Below are 20,429 nucleotides of genomic sequence, written 5' to 3'. Positions count from 1 at the left end.
AGTTGGCACAACTCTTGGGTAAGCATAGTGATCTGGCACTGGTATTTCTGGTGCTGGGGGTGCTGGTCGTGTTGTTCGCGCCCATCCCTAGTCCTGTCCTGGATTTTCTGATCCTGGCGAACTTCAGTTTTGCGTTTTTGATTTTGCTGCTGACGTTCTATATGGCTCGGCCAGTAGAGTTTTCTACTTTCCCTTCCTTATTGCTGATTGCGACTTTGTTTCGCTTGTCACTTAACGTGGCGGCAACGCGTCTGATTCTGTCGCATGGTGATGCTGGCAAGGTGATTGCAGCTATTGGAGCTTATGTGGTGGGTGGAAATTATGTTATCGGTCTGATCGTATTTTTGATTTTGATCGTCGTGCAGTATGTGGTTATTACCAGTGGTGCACAGCGTGTTTCTGAAGTTGCTGCACGCTTTACACTGGACAGTATGCCAGGGCAACAAATGAGTATTGACGCCGATCTCAATATGGGCTTCATCACACAGGAAGAGGCGCAGAAAAAGCGGAAGAATCTGGAAAAAGAAGCTGGCTTCTATGGTGCGATGGACGGTGCCAGTAAGTTTGTCAAGGGTGATGCTATTGCCGGTATCATCATTTTGCTTATCAATATTATTGGTGGCTTGCTGATCGGTATCATGCAACATGGCATACCTTGGGCGCAAGCTTTACAAACATATACTTTGCTGACGATAGGTGATGGTATTGTGACTCAGGTGCCAGCGCTGGTGATTGCCTTGGGTACAGGTATTATCGTGACGCGCTCCGCCTCCGACGGTAACTTGAGCCAGGAAGTGTTTCAGCAGATATTGTCTTTCCCAAAGACCTTATTGCTGGTCTGTGTCGCGCTGGGTGGCTTATTGGTCTTGCCGGGGATACCGGCCGTGCCAACGCTGGGTTTGTTGTGCTTTGTTCTCTTTGTCACCTATTTCTCGCACAGAAGTAAAAAGCAAAAAGATACTGAAGCTAGCAAAGAGGGTAACGAGGATGACATTCTGGACGGTGATAATGCCAATGCCAATGCGAAAGATGATCCTTATAGCATGTTGCCAGTTGAGCCTATTGAAGTGCACGTAGGTAGCAACTGGATACCAATGATCAATCAATCCGGTAGTCTGTTCATGGACCGTATTGCTGTTTTTCGGAAGCAGCATGCAATGGATTTGGGACTGGTGTTGCCCAAGGTACGCTTCAAGGATGGTAAAAAATTGTTGGCTGACCGCTATGAAATCTGTATTGACGGTGTCACGGTTGCCAAAGGTGAGGCAAGGCTGAATCAGTATTTGGCCATCCATCCTACAGGCGATGTCAAGTCTATCCAGGGTGAAGTTACGAAGGATCCAACTTACGGTTTGCCAGCCTTATGGATCAATGCCAATCAGAGGGACAACGCCAGCGCTAATAAATATACGCTGGTTGACGGGGAAACTGTGTTCCTGACGCATTTGACAGAGGTACTGCGCAGGGAGTCTGCCAATCTGTTGACCAGGGGCGAGACAGATCGTTTGCTTAATCGCGTACGAGAAAATCAATCCAGTTTGGTCGATGAGTTGATACCAACAGTAATTTCTGTCAGCGATGTGCAGCGAGTATTGCAGAATCTGCTAAGAGAAAAAGTATCTATACGCCATATCGAGGCGATTTTGGAAACCCTGGCTGATGCCGGTAGAAGCAGTAAAGACACTAACTATTTAACTGAAATGGTGCGTCAACGCTTAGGGAATGCGATCTGTCAAGGATTGATCGGTGAAGCGAATGCCTTGCAAGTGATGACGCTGGATCCTGCTATCGAAAGCCAGTTTTTGCAGAACCTACAGGCGGCAAGGCAGGAGGGTGCGCCTGCCAACCGCTCATTTGTGCTGGAGCCAAAACTGGCAGAGCAATTTATGAGTAAGTTGGTACAGCAGGCTGACCGCATGATGAAGAATAATATGCTGCCAGTTTTATTGTGTTCGCCTGATTTACGCAGACACATACGCGCCCTGAGTGAGCGCGTAGTACCACATTTGCGGGTTTTGTCGATGTCGGAAATCCCGCAAAATATAGAATTAAAATCCTTTGGTGTAGTGCAACTTTAAGATTGACATGTCTATGTCAATGGGCAATCTGACCTAGGCTTTAAAGAAAGTATCAAGCAATGAATGGAATTTTAGGTGTCACCTTGCAAAGCATGCAAAACGATGCGGCACGCATGGAACGCATCAGCATGAATATGGCGAATGCACTGACTCCCGCGTATAAACGCGAAGTCATTGTCGAGCACACCTTTGGTGACTTGGTGCAAGCCGGTATGAATGTCGATCAACAGGCCAGTTCATTGGAAGTAGTGACTGACCTGCGTCAGGGTAGTTTTAAAGTGACAGGGCAAAGTCTGGATTTTGCAATTAATGGCAATGCCTATTTTGAATTGTCGACGCCGCAAGGACCCGTGTATACCCGCCAGGGCAATTTTCATCTGGATGCTCAAGGGCGCGTGGTGAACCAACAGGGATATCCAGTAATGGGCAAAAACGGCGACATCATAGTTCGTTCAAGTAAGCCAGTCGTCGACTCAAACGGGCAATTTATTGAAGATGCAAATGGTGAGTCAGGTGGCTTGTCAGTGGGTTCAGTTGGGCAATTTAAGCTGGTCGAGTTCGAACATGGTAGTGACTTGATCAAGACCGGCGATGGTATGTTGACAGCCAGGGAAGGTGTATGGGGTGCACAAAGCAAGAATGCACAGATACATCAGGGCCAACTGGAAAATGCCAATATTAATTCTATGCATGAGATGGTGCAGGTTATGCAAACCATGCGTCATTTTGAATCCATGCAAAGAATAACCCAGGGTTACGATGAAATGATGGGCGCGGCGATCCGCAAACTTGGCGATGTCAGCTAGTCATTTTGTTCCTCAGAAAATGATATAAATACTTTTGAAGTAAGGATCAATAATGTTTGACGCACTATACATTGGCGCAACTGGGATGCAAGCGCAGCAGACGAATGTCGATACGATTGCCAATAATCTTGCCAATGCGAATACCAATGGTTACAAGAAGTCTCGTGTCAGTTTTTCTGACATGATGGTGCCAGATACCAGGTTGACTTCCCAGCTTAGCGCTACCGACAGTCTGGGTGCTTTAGCACAAAGCGGTAAATTTGGCGCTGGCGTAGCAATTGCGAGCATGAGCAAGTTGTTTGATGCTGGTGAGTTGAAAAAATCTGATTCCGCCTTTGATATTGCGATTCAGGGTGACGGTTTCGTGTCGGTAATGATGGCAGACAATTCTGTTGCCTATAGTCGCGGTGGCAGTCTGAAAGTAAACAAGGATGGACAGTTGGCACTGCAAAGCGGCCAGCCATTAAAGCCGGGCATCACTATTCCAGAAGGCGCAAAAAGCCTGCAAATCAGTACTGACGGCAGAGTGCAAGTGAGTTTTGCAGGTCAGACCGGTATGAGTGATGTTGGACAAATAGAGTTGGTGCGTTTTACCAGCCCTGGACAGCTGACTAGCCTGGGAGAAAATCTTTACAAGTCCAGTGAGTCGTCTGGTGAGGCAATCGCAGGTATCGCTGGTGAAAACGGAGTGGGTAGCGTTATGCAGGGTTACCTGGAAGCATCCAATGTCAAGATGCTCGATGAAATGGTGAACCTCATGATTGCTCAACGTGCCTATGAAGCAAATGTAAAAATTGTCCAGGCGTCCGACGAAATGCTGGGCCTGGTAAATAATCTGCGTAAGTAAAGTGCATGTGCCTGGCTGCCAACATGAAGTTTGAATTCTTTCGTGGAATTCACTGTTTGGTCCTTCTCATTGGGTGTTTGTTGACCGCTGTCGTCTTGGCTAAACCAGTACAGCTCGAGTTGCGCAGCGTTGCCGAAGTAAAGACTCCCATGCTTGTTTTGGGTGATGTCGTCAAAGTTGATGCGAATACAAGCCAAGAACAGGCAGCTTTACTCAGTATGCCGATTGGCACGATGTTACTGACTAAAACCAGCATGCTGGTCGAACGCAAGTTGCTGGAAAAATGGGTTAAGTTGCATGCGGGCATGCGTGCGCGTGATGTGCGCTGGAGTGGTGCCGAGGCGGTGACAGTCATGCTTCAGACCCAGTTGCTTGATAGCTCTCAGATACGTACTTTTGCCTTTGACGCGTTAAAGGACTGGAGCAAATCGATAACTGGCAATGTTGAAATCAAATCGCAAGCTGAGCTAGCTAGTCTGTCAGTGCCAATGGGTGAAGTGGAAATGCGAGTCTCCAGGTTATCCGAACCATGGGGCTTACGTAAACGTGTGACGATATTGGTCGATGTACTTGTGGCAGACAACATGATCAAGTCTGTCCCTGTAAAATTTGATATCAGCGGTACCAGGACGGTTTTACAAGTAAGACATGATGTAGCAAGGGGCGAGTTGCTCAAGGCGGCAGATGTCGAGGCGAAGGATATTGATTTATTTGCCGACCTGAACGAGGCTGTGGTGCTGTCAGCGTTAACATCTTCATCCGTCAGGGCGAAAACCTTCTTGCCTAAAGGGGTGGCGTTGAGCAAAGCAAATGTTGAGACTCAACCTGATGTTTTACGTGGTGAGTTTGCTGTGTTGCTCGCCCATGAAGGCTTGGTCAGCATAGAAAGCCGAGTGGAGGTGATGCAGGATGGCATCGTTGGCCAGGTTATCAAAGTAAGACCGGTAAACTCAAATAATCAAATTCAGGCAAAAATTATTCAACCTGGAAAAGTGGAGTTGTATTAATGAAATTGGATAAACGGATACATACGAGTTCGGCGTTTGTCAGCATGATAGTCATTGCTGCCCTTTGCCTGTGCTCTCCCGTATTTGCAGATAGCCTGTACAAGGAATCGACTTACCGTGCATTGACTTCGGATAATAAGGCTTTCAGGGTCGGTGATGTTTTGACCGTGCAGGTATTTGAAAATTCGACCGCGTCTACTAGTTCAGACACTGGTACTCGCAGAAAAGACGCTGTCTCTGCAGAAATAGGCAAGAACGGTAGTACTTTGCGCCAGTTTGGTGTGAGCGTAGGCGGGGAATTCGATGGCGGGGGTAAGACGCAACGCAGTAGCAAGTTGCTGGCCACGCTGACTGTAGCGGTTCGCGAAGTTTATTCCAATGGCGATCTTGGTGTCTCGGGTGAACAGGCCTTGATGGTGAATGACGAAGTACAAAGAGTGAGCCTGGAAGGCAGGGTTCGCCCACAAGATATCTCTGATCAAAACGTCGTTATTTCAACGCGCTTATCTGACGCCAAAATAGTCTATGTGGGTGAGGGCGAGATTACTGATAGGCAGCGCCGTAGTTGGTGGCGACGCCTGCTTGACGGGTTGGGTTTGTAATGAGAATACAGAATATGATTTATTGGTTGCAAATCTTGTTGTTGAGCGCTTTTGTTATTGCCCAAGACGCACAGGCAATCAACCAGAACAAGGCGAATGAAGTCCAGGACATGAAAGAGGTCCGGGTAAAAGACATCGGTAAGCTGCAAGGCTGGCGCGAAAACGCCTTGGTGGGCTACGGCATTGTTACAGGCTTGGCCGGTACGGGTGACTCTTCATCCAACAGAACAACAAGACAAGTACTGGCAAATGTGTATTCGCAATTTAATCTGACGATACCAGTTGACCAGGTGCAGAGCCGCAACGTCGCCGTGGTGATGGTGAGTGCTATGCTGCCAGCCTTTTCCCGCGAGGGGGATACCCTGGATGTCACTATTACTTCTGCAGGTGATGCACGCAGCCTGGTCGGTGGCAGCTTATTGAGCACACCACTAAAAGCACCGAATGGGAGGGTGTATGCATTAGCCCAAGGTGCCTTGTCGGTTGGTGGTTATCGTTACGATGCAAATGGCAATATTATCCAAAAAAACCATCCGACCGTTGGCTCGGTTCCTAATGGTGCGATCGTTGAGGTGGGTGTCAGCTCACAAATGCTGAATAAAGACCAAAAACTGACTTTTTTGTTGTCTGATCCGGATTATACGACTGCCAGTCGCGTTGCTAAGGCGATCAATGCAAAGTTTGGCATGATTGCCGTTGCCAGTGATGCCTCTGGAATTCAGATACAGGTGGCAGACAACCAAAAAGATCAACTGGTTGACTTCATCGCTGAGATAGAAAATGTGTTGGTGGAACCTGATCGTCGAGCGAAAGTCGTGATCAACGAGCGCACTGGCGTGGTGGTGGCAGGTGGTGATGTACAAATATCCAGAGTGTCGATTTCGCACGGAGACATAAAAATTTCTGTTGCCAGCCAAAATACAGCATCCCAACCATTTGTAATTGGCCAGGCAAGTAGCGCCATTCGCACTGCCATCGTGACAAATACAAAACTGGATGTGGACGAGAAGAAGGAGTCGGCATTTTTGTCTGAAGGAAATACCGTCGCTGACCTTGTGCGATCTTTGGTGCGCATCAAAACCAACACGCGCGACATCATTTCCATACTGAGAGCAGTCAAGGCCGCGGGTGCTTTGCATGCTGAACTGATTATTCAATAATTTAATACGCCTAAAATTATGATTCAACATCTCGAATCTTTGACAACAGCAACTGTGGGATTGGCACTGGATGCGGCAACGCTCAGGCATCAGGCCATTGCTAATAATGTTGCCAATGTCAATACAGAGGGCTATGTGCCTTTGCAAGTCAATTTCGCCAGTTACATGGAACAACTGGAGCAGCTGTCTGCACCAACTCAAGGCAAAGGCGGCCAAAAGCACAGTATTGGGCAGTTGGAATTGGAGCCAGTGTTTGATGTAAATGGAAATCCTGCAAAAGTCTCGCTCGATACCGAGATGGCAGCCATGGCACACAATACTGTGCAATATCAGGCACTGATCAAGGCATTGAATCGCCACTACGCAATTCTATCGAGTGCGGTCACTGACGGTAAGAAATAATTGAGGGTATAAAAAATGGATTATCGACAATCATTTGGTATAAGCGCAGTAGGCATGTCATATGAACGTGCCAGGGTAGACATCTCTGCAATGAACCTGGCAAATGCCAACACCGTGAGGGAAGCTGATGGAACAGGTTATCAACCACTGCGTGTGATCGCAAGAAGTGCTGCTCAAAGTAGCAGTTTTTCAGACTTGGTAGGCGAAACCGGTTTATTCACAATAGGTAATGCTGGCAGAAGTTTCACTATAGAAGGCATCGACAAACCTGCACGCATGGTGCATGAGCCTGGTAATCCTTACGCGGATGCCAAGGGCTTTGTCGCTTATCCAGCAGTAGATTCGGCCAATGAAATGGTCACCATGATGAGTGCTATGCGAGCATATGAAGCCAATGTTGCTGCCATGAATACGGCAAGAAACCTGGCACTGAAGGCACTGGAAATCGGTGGAGGAAGTAACTAATGGAAGTCTCTAGCATCTCGCAGTTTATCGCACCTGCAGCTATTCCTTCTTTAGCACCACTTGCTAACGATGCGGCGGCACCAGCACAGAGTTTTAGCAATATGGTGAGTCAGGGACTGGCCCAGGTCAATGAGCAACTACAAACCTCACAAGCTGATTTACAAGCTTTGGCGACTGGTGATGTGCAGAATTTGCACCAGGTCATGATACGCATGGAAGAAAGTCGCTTGTCATTTCAATTGATGTTGCAGGTGAGGAATCGTTTGCTGGAGTCCTATCAGGACATCATGAAAATGCAGATATAAGTCTGATTAAGTTGAGAAATGAAGAATTGGATGTCTGAAGGCATCTCTTGCAATCGTGGTTGGAGTAGTTTGTGATTAAAAATTTTTGGAATACGCTAAGTGGTTCTGCTCGCATCAGTTTCGTGGGCGGGCTGCTGGCTATTTTTATCATCACTGCATGGTGTGCAGTATGGTTGTTGCGCACAGATTATCAAGTGCTGTTTTCCGACCTGAAGCCACAGGATAGCGCAGCCATGGTGGCCGAACTGGACCGCTTGAAAATACCTTATAAGATAGGCGAGGGTGGTAATACTATCCTGGTTGATAAAGAAATTGTTCATACTACCCGCTTGAAACTGATGGGTAAGGAAATCCCATTGAATGGCGCGGTTGGATTTGAGCTATTCAACAGCAGTGATTTCGGCATGACTGAATTTGCTCAAAAAATCAATTTCCAGCGCGCATTGCAAGGTGAGATTACTCGCACTATTTCTTCGCTTGATGAAGTCAAAGATGTTCGCGTCCACCTTGCTTTGCCAGAAGAAGGTTTGTTCAAACGTAGCAATAACAAGCCTAAGGCCGCAATTACCATTTCCTTGAAACCAGGTAAAAAATTGAGGCAAGAGCAAATCACTGGCATTCAAAGGCTGGTAGCTGCGGCAGTGCCAGGTATCCAGATTCAGGACGTCACCCTGGTAGATCGCCAAGGTGTTGCGTTGACTCGTAACAATGCTAATGCTGGTGAAGTTGAATTGAGTACAGCAAACCTGGATTTGAAAAAGGATACTGAAACACTACTGGCCCATAAGGTCAATGAGGTTTTAGAACATAGTTTTGGCGCAGGCCAAGCCATGGCAAGTGTAGACGTGGTTCTTAACATGGACCAGGTTCGAGTCACCACTGAGAATGTAATCGCCGCACCAGCAGTTGCAGGACAAACTCCAACTGGTGTCATCGTCCGTGAGAAAGAGACTGTAAAAGAATCAGGAGCGCCTGTTGATGCTTCACAGCCCCAGAATGCCCGCGGTGGTAGTTCGCAACGAGAAACGGAATACCAACTTGGACGCAAGGTTGAGCAGGTGGTTGGACAGCCAGGAGCAATTCAGAAAATCAATGTGGTTGCAGTAGTACGGAAATCCCTTGATGATGCAGAAATGGAAAAGGTCAAGGCTATGGTTGCTGCTGCCGTCGGCGTGGTAGCTGAGCGGGGTGACACTGTGGTTGTCCAGAGCCTACCTGGAATTCCTGGTCAGGACAATAAATTGGCAGATTCCTTGGCTCAGGCAAATACGGCCAAGTCAGACGCGCCAATGCAAGAAACCAAGCAATTGGCTGCAGAGCTTGATACCTTTAAGATTATTACCATTTTATTGGTTATCTTAGTACTAGTCATATTTGCTCTATTCCTGTTGCAGTTGTCTTCACGAAAAAAGGCAAATGTTGTTGTTATGAGTCAACACCAGCGGGAACAGGCTTTGATGCAGATTCAAGAATGGATGCGCCGGTCAGAATTCAGTGCTTCAGCAGAGTCGGCTGCAGAAACTCAACAACGGATCTGAGCCTACGATTGAGAATATGATGCAAATAAATTCAATTTCCGAAAATATCAGGCGTTCTGCGTTGATGTTACATTCCATGCATACGCTTGATCGGCAATGGATACTGAGTAAACTGGACGACAAAGAAACCAGCATTCTGAACAATTTGCTAGAAGAGCTACAAGATCTGGGCTTGCCTGTAGATCAAGACTTGCTTTCAAGCATTGATAATGCTGAAGGACAAACTTCGGCAATAGCGGCACCCAGAGTAAGGGCTTTGGATCAGGATTGGTCAGGACAAATCGCGTATTTAAATGCTGCTGACTATAGGGATCTATTTGCGATTTTGTCAGATGAAAGCCCTGGGCTGTTGGCATTTCTCCTGAGCATCCATCCTTGGACCTGGCAAAAGGAATTCCTGATGTGCTTTGATGCAAGCATCATACGGCGCATACAAGAATGCACGAAAGCGATGAACGAGCCTTCATTGCAGGTACGTGATGTTCCTGCCAAAAAATTACAACTTACTTTGATCGCCGAATTGGTGCAACAAGTTCCAACACCAAGCGCTAAGCCACAATCCGAGAATGTAGAACAAAAAAAGGGCATGCTCTACCAGTTGTTGCAGCGGTTTGACTTGCGTAGCAAGAAACCAGACTCGCGCAGGGAGTGTTGAGCATGAAAGGTCAGCCAGTAATTAAAAAAAATATGCAAATCTTGCGTGACGTGCTTGTACATAAGCACGTGCACACCTTGCATAGGCCTGGAAAAGCCTTAGAAAAGAATTTTGCCATTAAAAGTAAGTCTGAAAATGAAAGCAGTCCTGTCGAGACAAAGGCAAATCCTGTCAATTTTAATTTACCTCCCTCTACACCTAAAACATTGATAGTGGATCGTTATGACGAGGGTTTTCTGGCCGGTAAAATGGAAGCACATAGCCAGGCAGTGCGTGAAGTCGAAAAAAAACTGCAGGCTGAGCTAGATGGCAAGCGCGAACAGCTATTCCAAGAGGCCTATAAGTTGGGCCAACAGCAGGGCTTTGCCAGCGGGAAAAAAGAAGGCCTACTGGCAGCACAAAAGGAAGCAGAAGATTTGAAGGCAAACCTGTCCAGACAGCTTGCTCAATTGGAAAAGATATTTGCTAGTTTGCCAGAGCGACTACAAGCATATATGCGGGATGCTGAAGACGAGTTGGTAGCACTGAGTTTCAGTGCCACATCAAAAATTTTGGGCGAATCCTTGAGTTCTGAAATGGTGATCAGGCAATTGGTAAATTCTCTCGTTAAGCAGCATTTGACTGATACCGAATTTTCTGTGCACCTTCATCCTGATGACTATGCTTTACTGTCCGCCGGAAATAGGGATGAAGAAACCGTTGAGACACATGGGACAAGCAAGACAGAGCAAATTCGCTGGGTATCCGACGCGAACATTAAGCTGGGTGGTCTTATCATAAGATCTAGCGAGCAAAGCCTTGATGCCCGATTGGATTTTCAGATAGAAGTACTGAAGCAGGGATTGCTACAGGCGAGGCGGGAGCGCAAGAGCAAATTACAGTCAACTAAATCGCAAATTGCGGGCAATGTGCCTGCACCTGTAGACATGCCACCTGCTGTGAGAACGGCGTGATTACTTTAGACGAATATCACAAGCAATTGAACAAATCCGTATTTTTTAAACGGATAGGACAGGTGCGCCAGTTCAGTGGTTTGTCTATCGAAGTTACTGGGCTGAACGCTACCGTCGGAGAATTATGTTCTATATACCCAAAGCGTAGCGAAAATCTAGGGAATGAAACGATTCCACCTATCATTGCTGAAGTCATAGGCATAGGCGCGGGCTACCTGACCTTGATGCCATATGGCTCAGTCCAAGGACTTGCGGCGGGTTGCGAGGTGGTTGCTGATGGAGCCTTTGCTGAAATTGGTGTTGGGGACACGTTACTTGGACGTGTCATAGACGGATTTGGGCATCCTCTTGATGGCATGCCTGCCGCACGTACCCAGTTTAGAAAGCCGCTAAAGGCTGCGCCGATTAATCCCATGCAAAGACCCAGGATCGAGAAGGTGCTGGAAACTGGTATTAGGAGCATAGACTCTTTGCTGACTATTGGTAAAGGGCAAAGGGTTGGTATTTTTGCTGGCAGTGGCGTGGGTAAAAGCACATTACTTGGCATGGTCGCACGTCATGTGAAGGCCGATGTCAATATTATCGCCCTCATCGGCGAACGTGGCCGCGAAGTCCGGGAATTCATCGACAAGCAACTTGGTGAAGAAGGGATGAAGCGCTCTGTCGTGGTTGTTGCTACCTCAGATCAACCTGCACTGGCACGCATACGTGCTGCCTATGCGGCTTTGGCGATTGCTGAATATTTCAGGGACCAGGGCCTGCAGGTTTTGCTGACTATGGACTCTGTCACGCGCTTTGCCATGGCAAGACGGGAAGTTGGCTTGTCTGCAGGGGAACCGCCGACAGCACGTGGGTATACGCCCTCTGTTTTTGCAGAGTTGCCGGAACTATGTGAACGTTGCGGTACGGCCGATAGTGGTGGTGCGATTACCGCTTTGATGACCGTATTGGTTGAAGGGGATGACTTGAATGAGCCTATCTCCGACAGCCTACGCTCGATACTGGATGGACATATCGTCTTGGCTAGACAGCTAGCACACAAAGGCCAATATCCAGCGATCGATATATTAAAAAGTGTCAGCAGGGTCATGCCAGATATTGTGAGCCAGGAACAAAAACTTCTTGCAATAGAGACCGTCAAACAAATGGCTGTACTAGAGCGCAACCGACAAATGGTTGATATCGGTGCTTATCAGGCGGGCAGTAATCCTGCTCTAGATCAGGCCTTGCAGATCGAGGGGCAATTGATGGGTTGGCTCAAACAAGATACTGGTGGTTTTTTACGTGAGCAGGCAATCCAAAATCTAGCCCAAATTGTTGGCAGAAACATGTCGAAAGGACGTGTATGAGCGCCAGTGTAGATTTGCGCGGTTTTACCTACCAGTTAGATCCTATTCAGAAGCAGACGCAATGGAAATTGGATTTACTGGAAATTGAACTTGCGAAGGCACAACAAGAAGAACAAAGTTGCACCCAAATTATTGATGATCTGAAACAGCGTGAGCAGGACCAAGCAAACTTGGCGATGACTTCATGGCAGAGTCATGTCAATGTCTCTGTCCATCAGTCGGCCCTGGAATTTCTGTTGACGCTGAAAAATGAGATATTTAGGAAGCAAGAAGAGTTGCTGGTGTTACAAAAAAAATGTACTTCGATTCGCGAAGAATGCATAGGCCTGCAACAAAAATTAGAGCTTTTCGAGTCTCACCGTCAAGAATGTTTGGACGAATATATACTTGAGCAATTGCATCAGCAAAACGCTGAGATCGATAGGGATTGGAACGCCAGAAGCATGTGGAGAGCGAAGAGAAAAGAGGTCAGTGTATGAGTGTGGCATCATTAGCCCTCAATCAAGACCCTCAGGTCAAGGGATTGCGCGTCGGCACTGAAAGCGGCGTTTCCATGGATTTGTCCAAGCAAAAGGCTTGGATGAAGGCGATGGAGCAGTCCCAGATGCAAGAGTGGCTTCGACAAGGTTTGACTCATAGAGACTACTTTCAAGCGTCGCAAAGTAAACCTGTGCAGAATTCTCAGAATGAACTACCTAGCTTTCAGGCACCTGTTTCGCATGAGGTAACGCAAATCAGGGACATTGATTCTTCTGGTTCAGTTGTAAAGCAGTCCCTACTCAGTAACGGTGTTGGCGAAGCTGTATCCAGTGGTTTACCTATCGAAGTCGAGGTGGTTTTGCGGAATGATTTGCAGCTAGCTGGGCCGCAGCCAACTTTACCTGCGTCTAAGTTACACGCTTTTTCTGAACAGAATTTGCCCGCGGACGCCCATAAAATCGCCGAATCGCAAGTATCGCAACATGGACCAGTTTCTTTGGCTGGATGTACACAATTTGTGCAAGAAAATACGCCCAATTCTGTTCCCCAGACCCAGGAAAACACGCCTGTTGCCATGAACAGTGTGACAGATAAGGCACAGTTCGCCGAGTCACTCAAGAGTGGATTGGAGGTCTGGACAGGCGTAGTGGCCATCTCTAGTTCACTGAATTTACTCTCTCTAACTGGCGAGGTTGATCAGCAAACGAATCAAGCCACCACGAAACTGGCGACCGGTTTTCTTGCTTCCAGGTTAGCTGCTGATGTAATCGAGAAAGCTGAAGCAGCTGAGACGAAAGTAGTGCAAGTGCCGGAATCCTCTCAACATGACCATGAAGTGATACGCTTTCATGCAGAATGGAGCGAAGAAGGATTGCGATTGTGGTTGGGGATGGATGGTAACGCCAAAATAGACATTACTCAGCTTTCACAGCAATTGCGGAACTGGGTAGCTCAACAAAATGTGCAGTTGCTATCTCTAGTCTGGAATGGCCAGCAAGTATCCAAAAGTCAGGTTACACAAATACTGAGAGATGGAAACAAATCGAACTCACCGTTAAACGATGCAAGTGCAACGATGCATGAAACGAAATCCTCAGACAAACATTATTTTTTAAATTCTTACTTACATGCAAAGGAGATGCGATGACCATCAGTTCCGTAGGTAGTGCATCAGCAGCTACCAACAATTTGCAAGCTAACAATCTAGGTATTCAGGACTTCTTGAAGATTTTGCTGACTCAGCTCAATTATCAAGATCCCATGAAGCCTATGGATAACCAGCAATTCATGGCGCAGATGGCGCAATTCACGACCTTGCAGCAGACGCAGCAATTGAACACAAATATTGAGCACTTGATTACTAATCAGGCGTCGCTACAGTCTGTAGGTCTTATCGGTAGAACTGTGGATGTCGCGACGGGTACAGGTACGTTAACGGGAGTAGTTGTTGGTCTTTCGCTTAGCGGAGACTCGCCCATGCTGACTCTGAACACCACTGGTGGCGTCAAAATAGAAAATGTAGGGCTGGATCAAATTATTAATGTCCGCTAAAGCGCGGATCAAACTAAAGATTTTCGAGAAAAAAGAAAGAAGATTATGTTAGATTCCATCTACATTGGCATGAGTGGTTTACAGGGTTATTCACGTGGACTCAAAGTGATTGCTAATAATACTGCCAACATTAATACTCCAGGCTATAAGAGTTCAAGCATACAGTTTGGTGATATGTTCTATGCCAATGGTGATCAAAGCGGTACATCAAAAGGAACCATGGGCTCTACTGGTCACGGTTTGGTCACTGGTGGGACTACGCTTAATTTTAAACAAGGTGAACTTCGCCAAACCGGTAACACACTGGATCTTGCAGTCGACGGTCAAGGTTTGTTTACCTTAAAAGATGCCAATGGCAAGTTACATTACACGCGCGCCGGTCAATTTGAATTCAATTCCAGTGGTGTGTTAATCAATCGTCTGGATGGAAATAAAGTCATGGGGCGCGACGCAAGTGGCGCACTTACTGAGATCACCGTCAATGGCACACGTGCGTCGACATCCAAAGCTACTACGACTGTCACGTTTAAAGGCAATGTGGATATAGGCAGCACCACAGTTAGTGTTGGTTCGGTCAAAGTAATCGATAGCGCAGGTGGTGAACATAATTTGACGACCAAATTGACAAAAACTAGCACTGATAATTGGAGCGTTGATGTCTCTGAGAATGGTGTTTCAGTTGGCACAGGCAAGATCGTATTCCAGGCTGGAAAGATAGACCCAGCTAATTCTAAAGTGGCAATCAACTATACACCTGCTGGTTTAACCAGCATTCCATTGACGTTGGACTTTAGTACCGACGTTACCTCTTTTGCGCAGACTCCAAATCTAACTACGATAGGCTTTGGCACCCAGGATGGTTTTGCAGCTGGAAACTTAACAGGAGCCAGTTTTGATGCCACAGGTGTGCTTGTGATGACATATTCAAACGGCCAGACCAGCAAAGGTAGTCGCTTGGCCCTAGGCCGCTTCGATACGGTAGATGCTGTGCAAGCAGTTGGTGGCAACGAATTTGACGCTATTGACCCGACAGCCTGGCATTCTGGTAGCGCAGGGGAAAACGGTTTTGGAAATGTTAAATCAGGTATGGTTGAAATTTCTAATGTCGATCTTTCTCAAGAATTCAGTGATCTGGTGATCATGCAACGTGGTTATCAGGCATCGTCACAAATCATAACTACTGCCAATGAAATGTTGCAGGAATTATTTGCGATGAAAGGTAAATAGTGGTGTCTGAAGGGGCTGAAAAAAAACAAATTGCTAGACCGGATCCATTGCAAAAAATGCGCTGGTGGTCAGCGCAACATCTAGACTTGATTTCAGGCAGATTTGATGCGCTCAATGCTGCCTGGGATAAAGATTGGCTAGCAAGCGGCGAAAGCAAAGCTACACGTACTTTGTTGGCTTCGGAAGGTAGTGCAGGAATTAAAGAATCTGCATCCTGGAGAGTATTCTATCAATCCGATACGCCATTTTTTTGGTTACAACTGCCAACTAAGCATCTCGATCATGTACAAGAAACTCTCTTTACTAATGCTGGTAGCACGACAGGTGGAAGTAGGTCCAAAGGAAATGTAGGGAAAAGTGTCGCTAGTAGCGCTTGGGAAGATTATCTTCTCAAATTGACCGAGTTGCTTGTGCCAGCAAATACGGATATGAAGATAGATGCACCGGCACAGTATCTCTACAAAGCATGGTCCGGCGCAGTGCAAGTACCATTGCAATGGTGCGGAATGACATTGATGCTCTTGTTGAGTCAGGCATGTGTTGAGCAATTATTGGGTAAAGACCTGTTGAATGCAGAAGCTGAAAAGCGCAGCATGTCACACAAACCGCCTAGGTCCAGGTTAGCTCCCTTAATGCAAGCCGTACAGCATAAAAAAGTACGTATTCGGGTTGAATTAAGTCCGTGTGAAATAGAAATTGGCAATTTACAGCAAATGCAAGTAGGGGATGTAATCCCTTTGCCGCATGGTTTGGAGCAAGCATTACAAGTCAAATTTGCTAATGGCGGGATTCTATGCGAGGCGTATTTAGGCGTTCAAGGCCAAAAGAAAGCCATCGAATTAATGATGGCAACGCCACAAAACAAGACTGTCGAAAGCAAGTCAGTTGCTTACTAATTTAGCTCAATGAAATACACCGGACTTGTGCATAACCGACTTGCTACTATTTGAAAATTGAATGAACTATGAATCAACATCCTGATACTTCCGTGAACAATTCCGGAGCACCTCTTTTGGCACAAGATGCCGTGGAGATCCAAATGATCAAGTTGCCCGAATTAGATGCGCATGATCAGGCACCGTCCAACAAAACACTGCCAGTCATGACCAGCATCAATCCCTTGCACTCGGTAAAGACCAAGCTACAAGTTTATGTAGGTGAGGTCGAATTAAGCATCGGAGAATTGCTGAGCCTCAAACAGCATCAGATAGTACCGCTCGGTACTGATGTGGACCAGACCATAGACCTGATATTGGAAGGACACACTGTAGCACGAGGTAACTTGGTTGCTGTGGATGGGCAATTTGCTATCCAGATATCCGAATTACCTGTTCCATTAAAGCCTTGATCTCGGTATCAGGCAAATAACGTGAAATCCATTATGCAGATACTGCGCCAGGCCCTCTCTATGTGCTTGATAAGTTTGATGATGTTTTGTGGCAGTGTACAGGCGCAGGCACTAGCGGTTCAGGACAAATCTTTAGCCGCTTCTACGGTGACTATTGTGTCGGCACCATCAGCACAGCTATCGGCGAATATCCCTGTCATTCGCGACAATGCCAAAAATAAATCTGATGATACGTCGCCTGCGTGGCTAGTGACTGTCATCGCCTTATTGGCAGCCTGTGCTTATATCCTGTTTAAAATAAAGTCTGGATCTTTTAATCTGCGTGGGAAGTTTTTTGGACAGCAGCGAAAAAATGAAAATACGGAACTGAAAATCAAGAAACAACTGATGTTAACAACAAAGACTAGTCTTCATCTCATCAGTTGGAATGGTGACGAGTTGCTGATTGCTTGTTCGGACAACCAAGTGACTGTATTGGATAAAAAGAAGAGTCCTGCAAGGTCCGAACCCGAGGCAGACAGCTTATTGCCATCAAATGAACGGACATCATATGAATAAAACCATGTCCATTTATCGAGCTTGTTTATGGATTGTCTTGCATTTATTTATCTGCCTGGGAGTTAATTCAATTTCCTATGCTAGAGATGTCTCCTTCGTGGCTGAGACAAGTGCGAGTGCGTCAGAAGCGAGCTCTTCAGTGACGGAAGAAAGCAAAGTAGATGTAACGGAGAAAACTCAGGCGTTGCCCGCCGCAAAATCTGTTGCAACGAATGCAGTTAAAGCTGTTAGTAACATCCCTGCAGCCGATGTATCGCTGTCGAATAAAATAAAGCCGTCCATCCTCGCTGCTGGTGATACAAATCAGGCTTTACGTGTCATTTTGGGCTTAACGGTTTTGGCGATTTTGCCAGCAATCTTGGTATCAATGACGGCATTTTTGCGCATCATTATTGTACTGTCTATGTTGAGGCACGCAATCGGTATGCAGGAAACCCCTCCTAATTCTGCCTTGATCGGCCTGGCGTTATTTCTGACACTGTTTACAATGGCGCCGACCCTACAAACAATCAATGATCAGGCATTTCAGCCTTTCATGTCTGGAAAGATGGAGGCTGGTCTGGCCTACGAGAAAACCAGCGCACCTATGCGTGATTTCATGGCTAGACAAACTCGCGAGCAAGATTTGGCACTGATGGTAGAGCTGTCCAAATCAAAGACCCCAGAAACCATGGATGACATCAGCAATCTACAGTTGATTCCTGCATTTATGTTGTCTGAATTGCGAGCTGCATTTCAAATCGGATTCGTCATCTTCCTCCCGTTCTTACTGATCGATCTTATCGTATCGAGCATTTTAATGGCTTTGGGCATGATGATGATGCCACCTATCTCCATTGCTTTACCCTTGAAGATACTCATGTTTGTATTAATAGATGGATGGAGTTTGGTATTAAAAGCATTGGTTGGATCTTTCCACTAACGGCAACGGGATGGAAAGCAATGCCATTCTTGATGTGCATGTACACGAGCCGAAGGCCATGGAGGGCGAAGACGAGCTGTGGAAGAACTGGCACAGCAACGCCGACCTGGATGCCCGGGAGCGCCTTATTGCTTGGTATATGCCATATGCGAAGACGGTTGCTGCATCGATGTACAGTAGACGTTACGCCAATGATGTGGAATTTGCTGAATATTTTCAGATTGCCTTGCTAGGCATGTTCGAAGCCATGAATCGTTATAAGCCAGGACTTGGTACTCGCTTTACCAGCTTCTCAGGTCCAAGAATGCGTGGTGCCATCCTTAACAGCATGGAGAACCATTCTGAAAAGTATCAGCAAATTACAGTACGTCAACGCTTGAACGCGCAGCGATTAGAAGCCAGTAAGGAAATGGCTGCACCTGCAAACCTGAATGATAAAAATAAAGGCGAGGAAGATCAGATTTTTCGCCGTCTGGCGGAAGTCAGCTTGGGCTTAGCACTCTCATGGCTGCTAGAAGATAGCGGCATGGTGGAGAATGAAGATAGGAAATTCCAAATTCAGCCGGTCTACGAAAGTTTGGAACTAAAGCAGTTACAGGAACAAATCCGAGTTTTGGTTGATCAATTGTCGCGACAAGAAGAAAAAGTCATTCGCTACCATTACCTTCAGTTGATACCCTTCGAAGAGATCGCCGAAATTTTGAATTTAAGCCGAGGACGTATCTCTCAGATACATCGGTCAGCCTTAAAGAATCTAAAGCAATTGTTGGCTGCGCAACGACATTGTGATCTGGCATGTTGAATTCGCTGTTTTCAAAATACTTTCCTTATCTAATTGAAAGATAAAATAAGCTTACTATGATAAACATAAACACATCGCAGGAGCCTAACTTGGCTCAGCAAAATACAAATGTAGCTAGCTCGCAAACGTTAAGGCAGCAAGAGCTCGGAGCAAGGGTCACGCGGCTGGAAAATTACTTGCAAAGTGATCCGGAAAATCAGAACCTATTACTTGATGCTTTCACCACAGCCTTGCATGCTGCATTATTTGAGAAGGCGGAGCAGTTCCTAAAGATCGCTCTGTCAATTGGCGTGGATGCACCCGCCTGGCAATTTCGTTGCACTAACCTTTATATCGCACAGAGACGTTACGCTGAGGCCGAAGCAATCCTGCAAGAATTGCAGCAAGATCAGGGAAAACACTTGGCAATCAGCCACAATCTGGCGTTTATTCGCTTCCAGCAAGCTGACTATGTTGCCGCGCTTGCTGTTTTGGATACCGTAATTGATATCGAGGCAAGTACTGCAGTTGAAGACGTGAGTGACCTACAAGTTCTGCGCTTACGCTGTATGCATCGATTGCTCCAACTTGACGAAGCAGTCGCATTTGCATTGCATCAAGAAAAGGTACAACGGCTATCAGCTCAGGCTGCGGGAGTTGCAAGTCTTATCGCCGTCGATGCTGGTCAACTGGATCTTGCTGCAAATTGGGCTAGACTGGCACTTGCTGTAGAACCTGAACAAGTTGAAGCTTTAGTGGCAAATGCAACAGTCGCATTGTCTCAAAGAAATACTGAGGCATCACGACATTTTTTACTAAGAGCCCTGACTAAAAACCCTGTCGACGGACGTATCTTGTCTTTGCTTGGTTTTACAGAAATGTATGATTTCAAAATTGAACAAGCATTGCCATATCTTCAGGGTGCTGTTGTCCACATGCCCGATCATATCGGCACGCACTTAGGTTTGGGCTGGCTCTACTTTATACAAAAGGATTTGGAATCTGCTCGAATCGAATTTGAAACGGCATTAGCCCTCGATCGAAATTTCAGTGAGAGCCATGGTGCAATTGCTGTGATCGCTGCGACGCAAAATGATGTTGAAAAAGCGCGTTTGCACATAGAACTTGCATTGCGACTCGACAAAGCCAATTTGTCTGCTCCTTATGCACAGGCAATTTTATCAGGGGAAGCAAACGATGCAGAAGCGATCAAGCGTCTAGCTCAGCGATTATTAAAAAACCGCTTTAATTTGTAGTAGTTGCGACCTGATCTGACAGTCACCCGGTTTGAAGTGCGGAATTGTCAGATCAAATTCAGTTATTTAGTTTTGTGATTTTATCGTGCCACGCCTCCTTTCCGTCAATTAGTGTTTGAATTGGTGTACGACCACAACC

Annotated in this window: 23 protein-coding genes; all 23 read left to right on the top strand. The window is 46.5% G+C overall.

The features are described 5' to 3' along the window. Nucleotides 1-2: 2 nt before the first annotated feature. The 23 genes from flhA (at nucleotide 3) to ACO0LC_RS28040 (ending at nucleotide 20,290) form a co-directional block, all read left to right on the top strand. Complete coding sequence (gene flhA, locus ACO0LC_RS28150) at nucleotides 3-2,078, top strand: flagellar biosynthesis protein FlhA (protein WP_423009400.1); 2,076 nt, start codon at nucleotides 3-5, stop codon at nucleotides 2,076-2,078. A gap of 59 nt (nucleotides 2,079-2,137) precedes the next feature. Continuing rightward, a complete protein-coding gene (locus ACO0LC_RS28145; RefSeq protein WP_423009398.1) occupies nucleotides 2,138-2,884 on the top strand; it encodes a flagellar hook-basal body protein in 747 nt (248 codons plus the stop codon). A 52-nt stretch (nucleotides 2,885-2,936) separates the two neighbouring features. Continuing rightward, the gene (flgG, locus tag ACO0LC_RS28140; RefSeq protein ID WP_423009396.1) at nucleotides 2,937-3,731 is read left to right on the top strand and encodes a flagellar basal-body rod protein FlgG; all 795 of its coding nucleotides are present in this window, start codon (nucleotides 2,937-2,939) and stop codon (nucleotides 3,729-3,731) included. 23 nt (nucleotides 3,732-3,754) lie between these two features. After that, complete coding sequence (flgA, locus tag ACO0LC_RS28135) at nucleotides 3,755-4,738, top strand: flagellar basal body P-ring formation chaperone FlgA (RefSeq protein WP_423009394.1); 984 nt, start codon at nucleotides 3,755-3,757, stop codon at nucleotides 4,736-4,738. Next, the gene (locus ACO0LC_RS28130; protein WP_423009392.1) at nucleotides 4,738-5,340 is read left to right on the top strand and encodes a flagellar basal body L-ring protein FlgH; all 603 of its coding nucleotides are present in this window, start codon (nucleotides 4,738-4,740) and stop codon (nucleotides 5,338-5,340) included. The genes flgA and ACO0LC_RS28130 overlap by 1 nt, the downstream gene beginning before the upstream one ends. A gap of 14 nt (nucleotides 5,341-5,354) precedes the next feature. Next, nucleotides 5,355-6,500: a flagellar basal body P-ring protein FlgI gene (locus ACO0LC_RS28125; protein ID WP_423009390.1), complete on the top strand. Its 1,146-nt coding sequence runs from the start codon at nucleotides 5,355-5,357 to the stop codon at nucleotides 6,498-6,500. Nucleotides 6,501-6,518: 18 nt separating this feature from the next. Continuing rightward, nucleotides 6,519-6,902 (top strand): flagellar basal body rod protein FlgB, encoded by a 384-nt coding sequence (locus ACO0LC_RS28120; RefSeq protein WP_423009388.1) that lies wholly within the window; start codon nucleotides 6,519-6,521, stop codon nucleotides 6,900-6,902. A gap of 15 nt (nucleotides 6,903-6,917) precedes the next feature. Continuing rightward, nucleotides 6,918-7,367, top strand: a complete 450-nt coding sequence (gene flgC, locus ACO0LC_RS28115; protein WP_423009386.1) for a flagellar basal body rod protein FlgC — start codon at nucleotides 6,918-6,920, stop codon at nucleotides 7,365-7,367. After that, nucleotides 7,367-7,672 carry a flagellar hook-basal body complex protein FliE gene (gene fliE, locus ACO0LC_RS28110; protein WP_423009384.1) on the top strand — a complete coding sequence of 102 codons (306 nt, stop codon included), beginning with the start codon at nucleotides 7,367-7,369 and terminating at the stop codon, nucleotides 7,670-7,672. Before flgC ends, fliE begins: the two co-directional genes overlap by 1 nt. Before the next feature lie 71 nt (nucleotides 7,673-7,743). Next, entirely contained in the window at nucleotides 7,744-9,210 is a 1,467-nt protein-coding gene (gene fliF, locus ACO0LC_RS28105) for a flagellar basal-body MS-ring/collar protein FliF (RefSeq protein ID WP_423009382.1), read from the top strand. A 19-nt stretch (nucleotides 9,211-9,229) separates the two neighbouring features. Next, nucleotides 9,230-9,865 (top strand): hypothetical protein, encoded by a 636-nt coding sequence (locus tag ACO0LC_RS28100; protein WP_423009380.1) that lies wholly within the window; start codon nucleotides 9,230-9,232, stop codon nucleotides 9,863-9,865. A 2-nt stretch (nucleotides 9,866-9,867) separates the two neighbouring features. Next, nucleotides 9,868-10,818, top strand: coding sequence for a FliH/SctL family protein (locus ACO0LC_RS28095; RefSeq protein ID WP_423009378.1), 951 nt, complete (start codon nucleotides 9,868-9,870; stop codon nucleotides 10,816-10,818). After that, nucleotides 10,815-12,167 (top strand): FliI/YscN family ATPase, encoded by a 1,353-nt coding sequence (locus ACO0LC_RS28090; protein WP_423009376.1) that lies wholly within the window; start codon nucleotides 10,815-10,817, stop codon nucleotides 12,165-12,167. The genes ACO0LC_RS28095 and ACO0LC_RS28090 overlap by 4 nt, the downstream gene beginning before the upstream one ends. Next, a complete protein-coding gene (locus ACO0LC_RS28085) occupies nucleotides 12,164-12,646 on the top strand; it encodes a hypothetical protein (protein WP_423009374.1) in 483 nt (160 codons plus the stop codon). The genes ACO0LC_RS28090 and ACO0LC_RS28085 overlap by 4 nt, the downstream gene beginning before the upstream one ends. Next, a complete protein-coding gene (locus ACO0LC_RS28080) occupies nucleotides 12,643-13,794 on the top strand; it encodes a hypothetical protein (protein ID WP_423009372.1) in 1,152 nt (383 codons plus the stop codon). Before ACO0LC_RS28085 ends, ACO0LC_RS28080 begins: the two co-directional genes overlap by 4 nt. Beyond that, the gene (locus ACO0LC_RS28075) at nucleotides 13,791-14,198 is read left to right on the top strand and encodes a flagellar hook assembly protein FlgD (RefSeq protein WP_423009370.1); all 408 of its coding nucleotides are present in this window, start codon (nucleotides 13,791-13,793) and stop codon (nucleotides 14,196-14,198) included. The genes ACO0LC_RS28080 and ACO0LC_RS28075 overlap by 4 nt, the downstream gene beginning before the upstream one ends. 45 nt (nucleotides 14,199-14,243) lie before the next feature. After that, complete coding sequence (locus ACO0LC_RS28070; protein ID WP_423009368.1) at nucleotides 14,244-15,425, top strand: flagellar hook protein FlgE; 1,182 nt, start codon at nucleotides 14,244-14,246, stop codon at nucleotides 15,423-15,425. A gap of 2 nt (nucleotides 15,426-15,427) precedes the next feature. Further along, on the top strand, nucleotides 15,428-16,321 hold the full coding sequence (locus ACO0LC_RS28065; protein WP_423009366.1) for a FliM/FliN family flagellar motor switch protein: 894 nt from the start codon (nucleotides 15,428-15,430) through the stop codon (nucleotides 16,319-16,321). Nucleotides 16,322-16,464: 143 nt separating this feature from the next. Beyond that, nucleotides 16,465-16,773, top strand: coding sequence for a FliM/FliN family flagellar motor switch protein (locus tag ACO0LC_RS28060; RefSeq protein ID WP_423009364.1), 309 nt, complete (start codon nucleotides 16,465-16,467; stop codon nucleotides 16,771-16,773). 21 nt (nucleotides 16,774-16,794) lie between these two features. After that, entirely contained in the window at nucleotides 16,795-17,331 is a 537-nt protein-coding gene (locus ACO0LC_RS28055) for a flagellar biosynthetic protein FliO (protein WP_423009362.1), read from the top strand. Next, nucleotides 17,324-18,253, top strand: coding sequence for a flagellar type III secretion system pore protein FliP (fliP, locus tag ACO0LC_RS28050; RefSeq protein WP_423009360.1), 930 nt, complete (start codon nucleotides 17,324-17,326; stop codon nucleotides 18,251-18,253). The genes ACO0LC_RS28055 and fliP overlap by 8 nt, the downstream gene beginning before the upstream one ends. 10 nt (nucleotides 18,254-18,263) lie before the next feature. After that, the gene (locus tag ACO0LC_RS28045; RefSeq protein ID WP_423009358.1) at nucleotides 18,264-19,055 is read left to right on the top strand and encodes a sigma-70 family RNA polymerase sigma factor; all 792 of its coding nucleotides are present in this window, start codon (nucleotides 18,264-18,266) and stop codon (nucleotides 19,053-19,055) included. 89 nt (nucleotides 19,056-19,144) lie between these two features. Then, entirely contained in the window at nucleotides 19,145-20,290 is a 1,146-nt protein-coding gene (locus tag ACO0LC_RS28040) for a hypothetical protein (RefSeq protein ID WP_423009356.1), read from the top strand. Nucleotides 20,291-20,429 lie beyond the last annotated feature (139 nt).

Origin of the sequence: Undibacterium sp. JH2W (assembly GCF_049340425.1) — a bacterium.
Classification (GTDB): Bacteria; Pseudomonadota; Gammaproteobacteria; order Burkholderiales; family Burkholderiaceae_D; genus Undibacterium.
The sequence above is the reverse complement of the archived record's forward strand: the minus strand, read 5'-3'. Positions and strand labels throughout refer to the sequence as shown.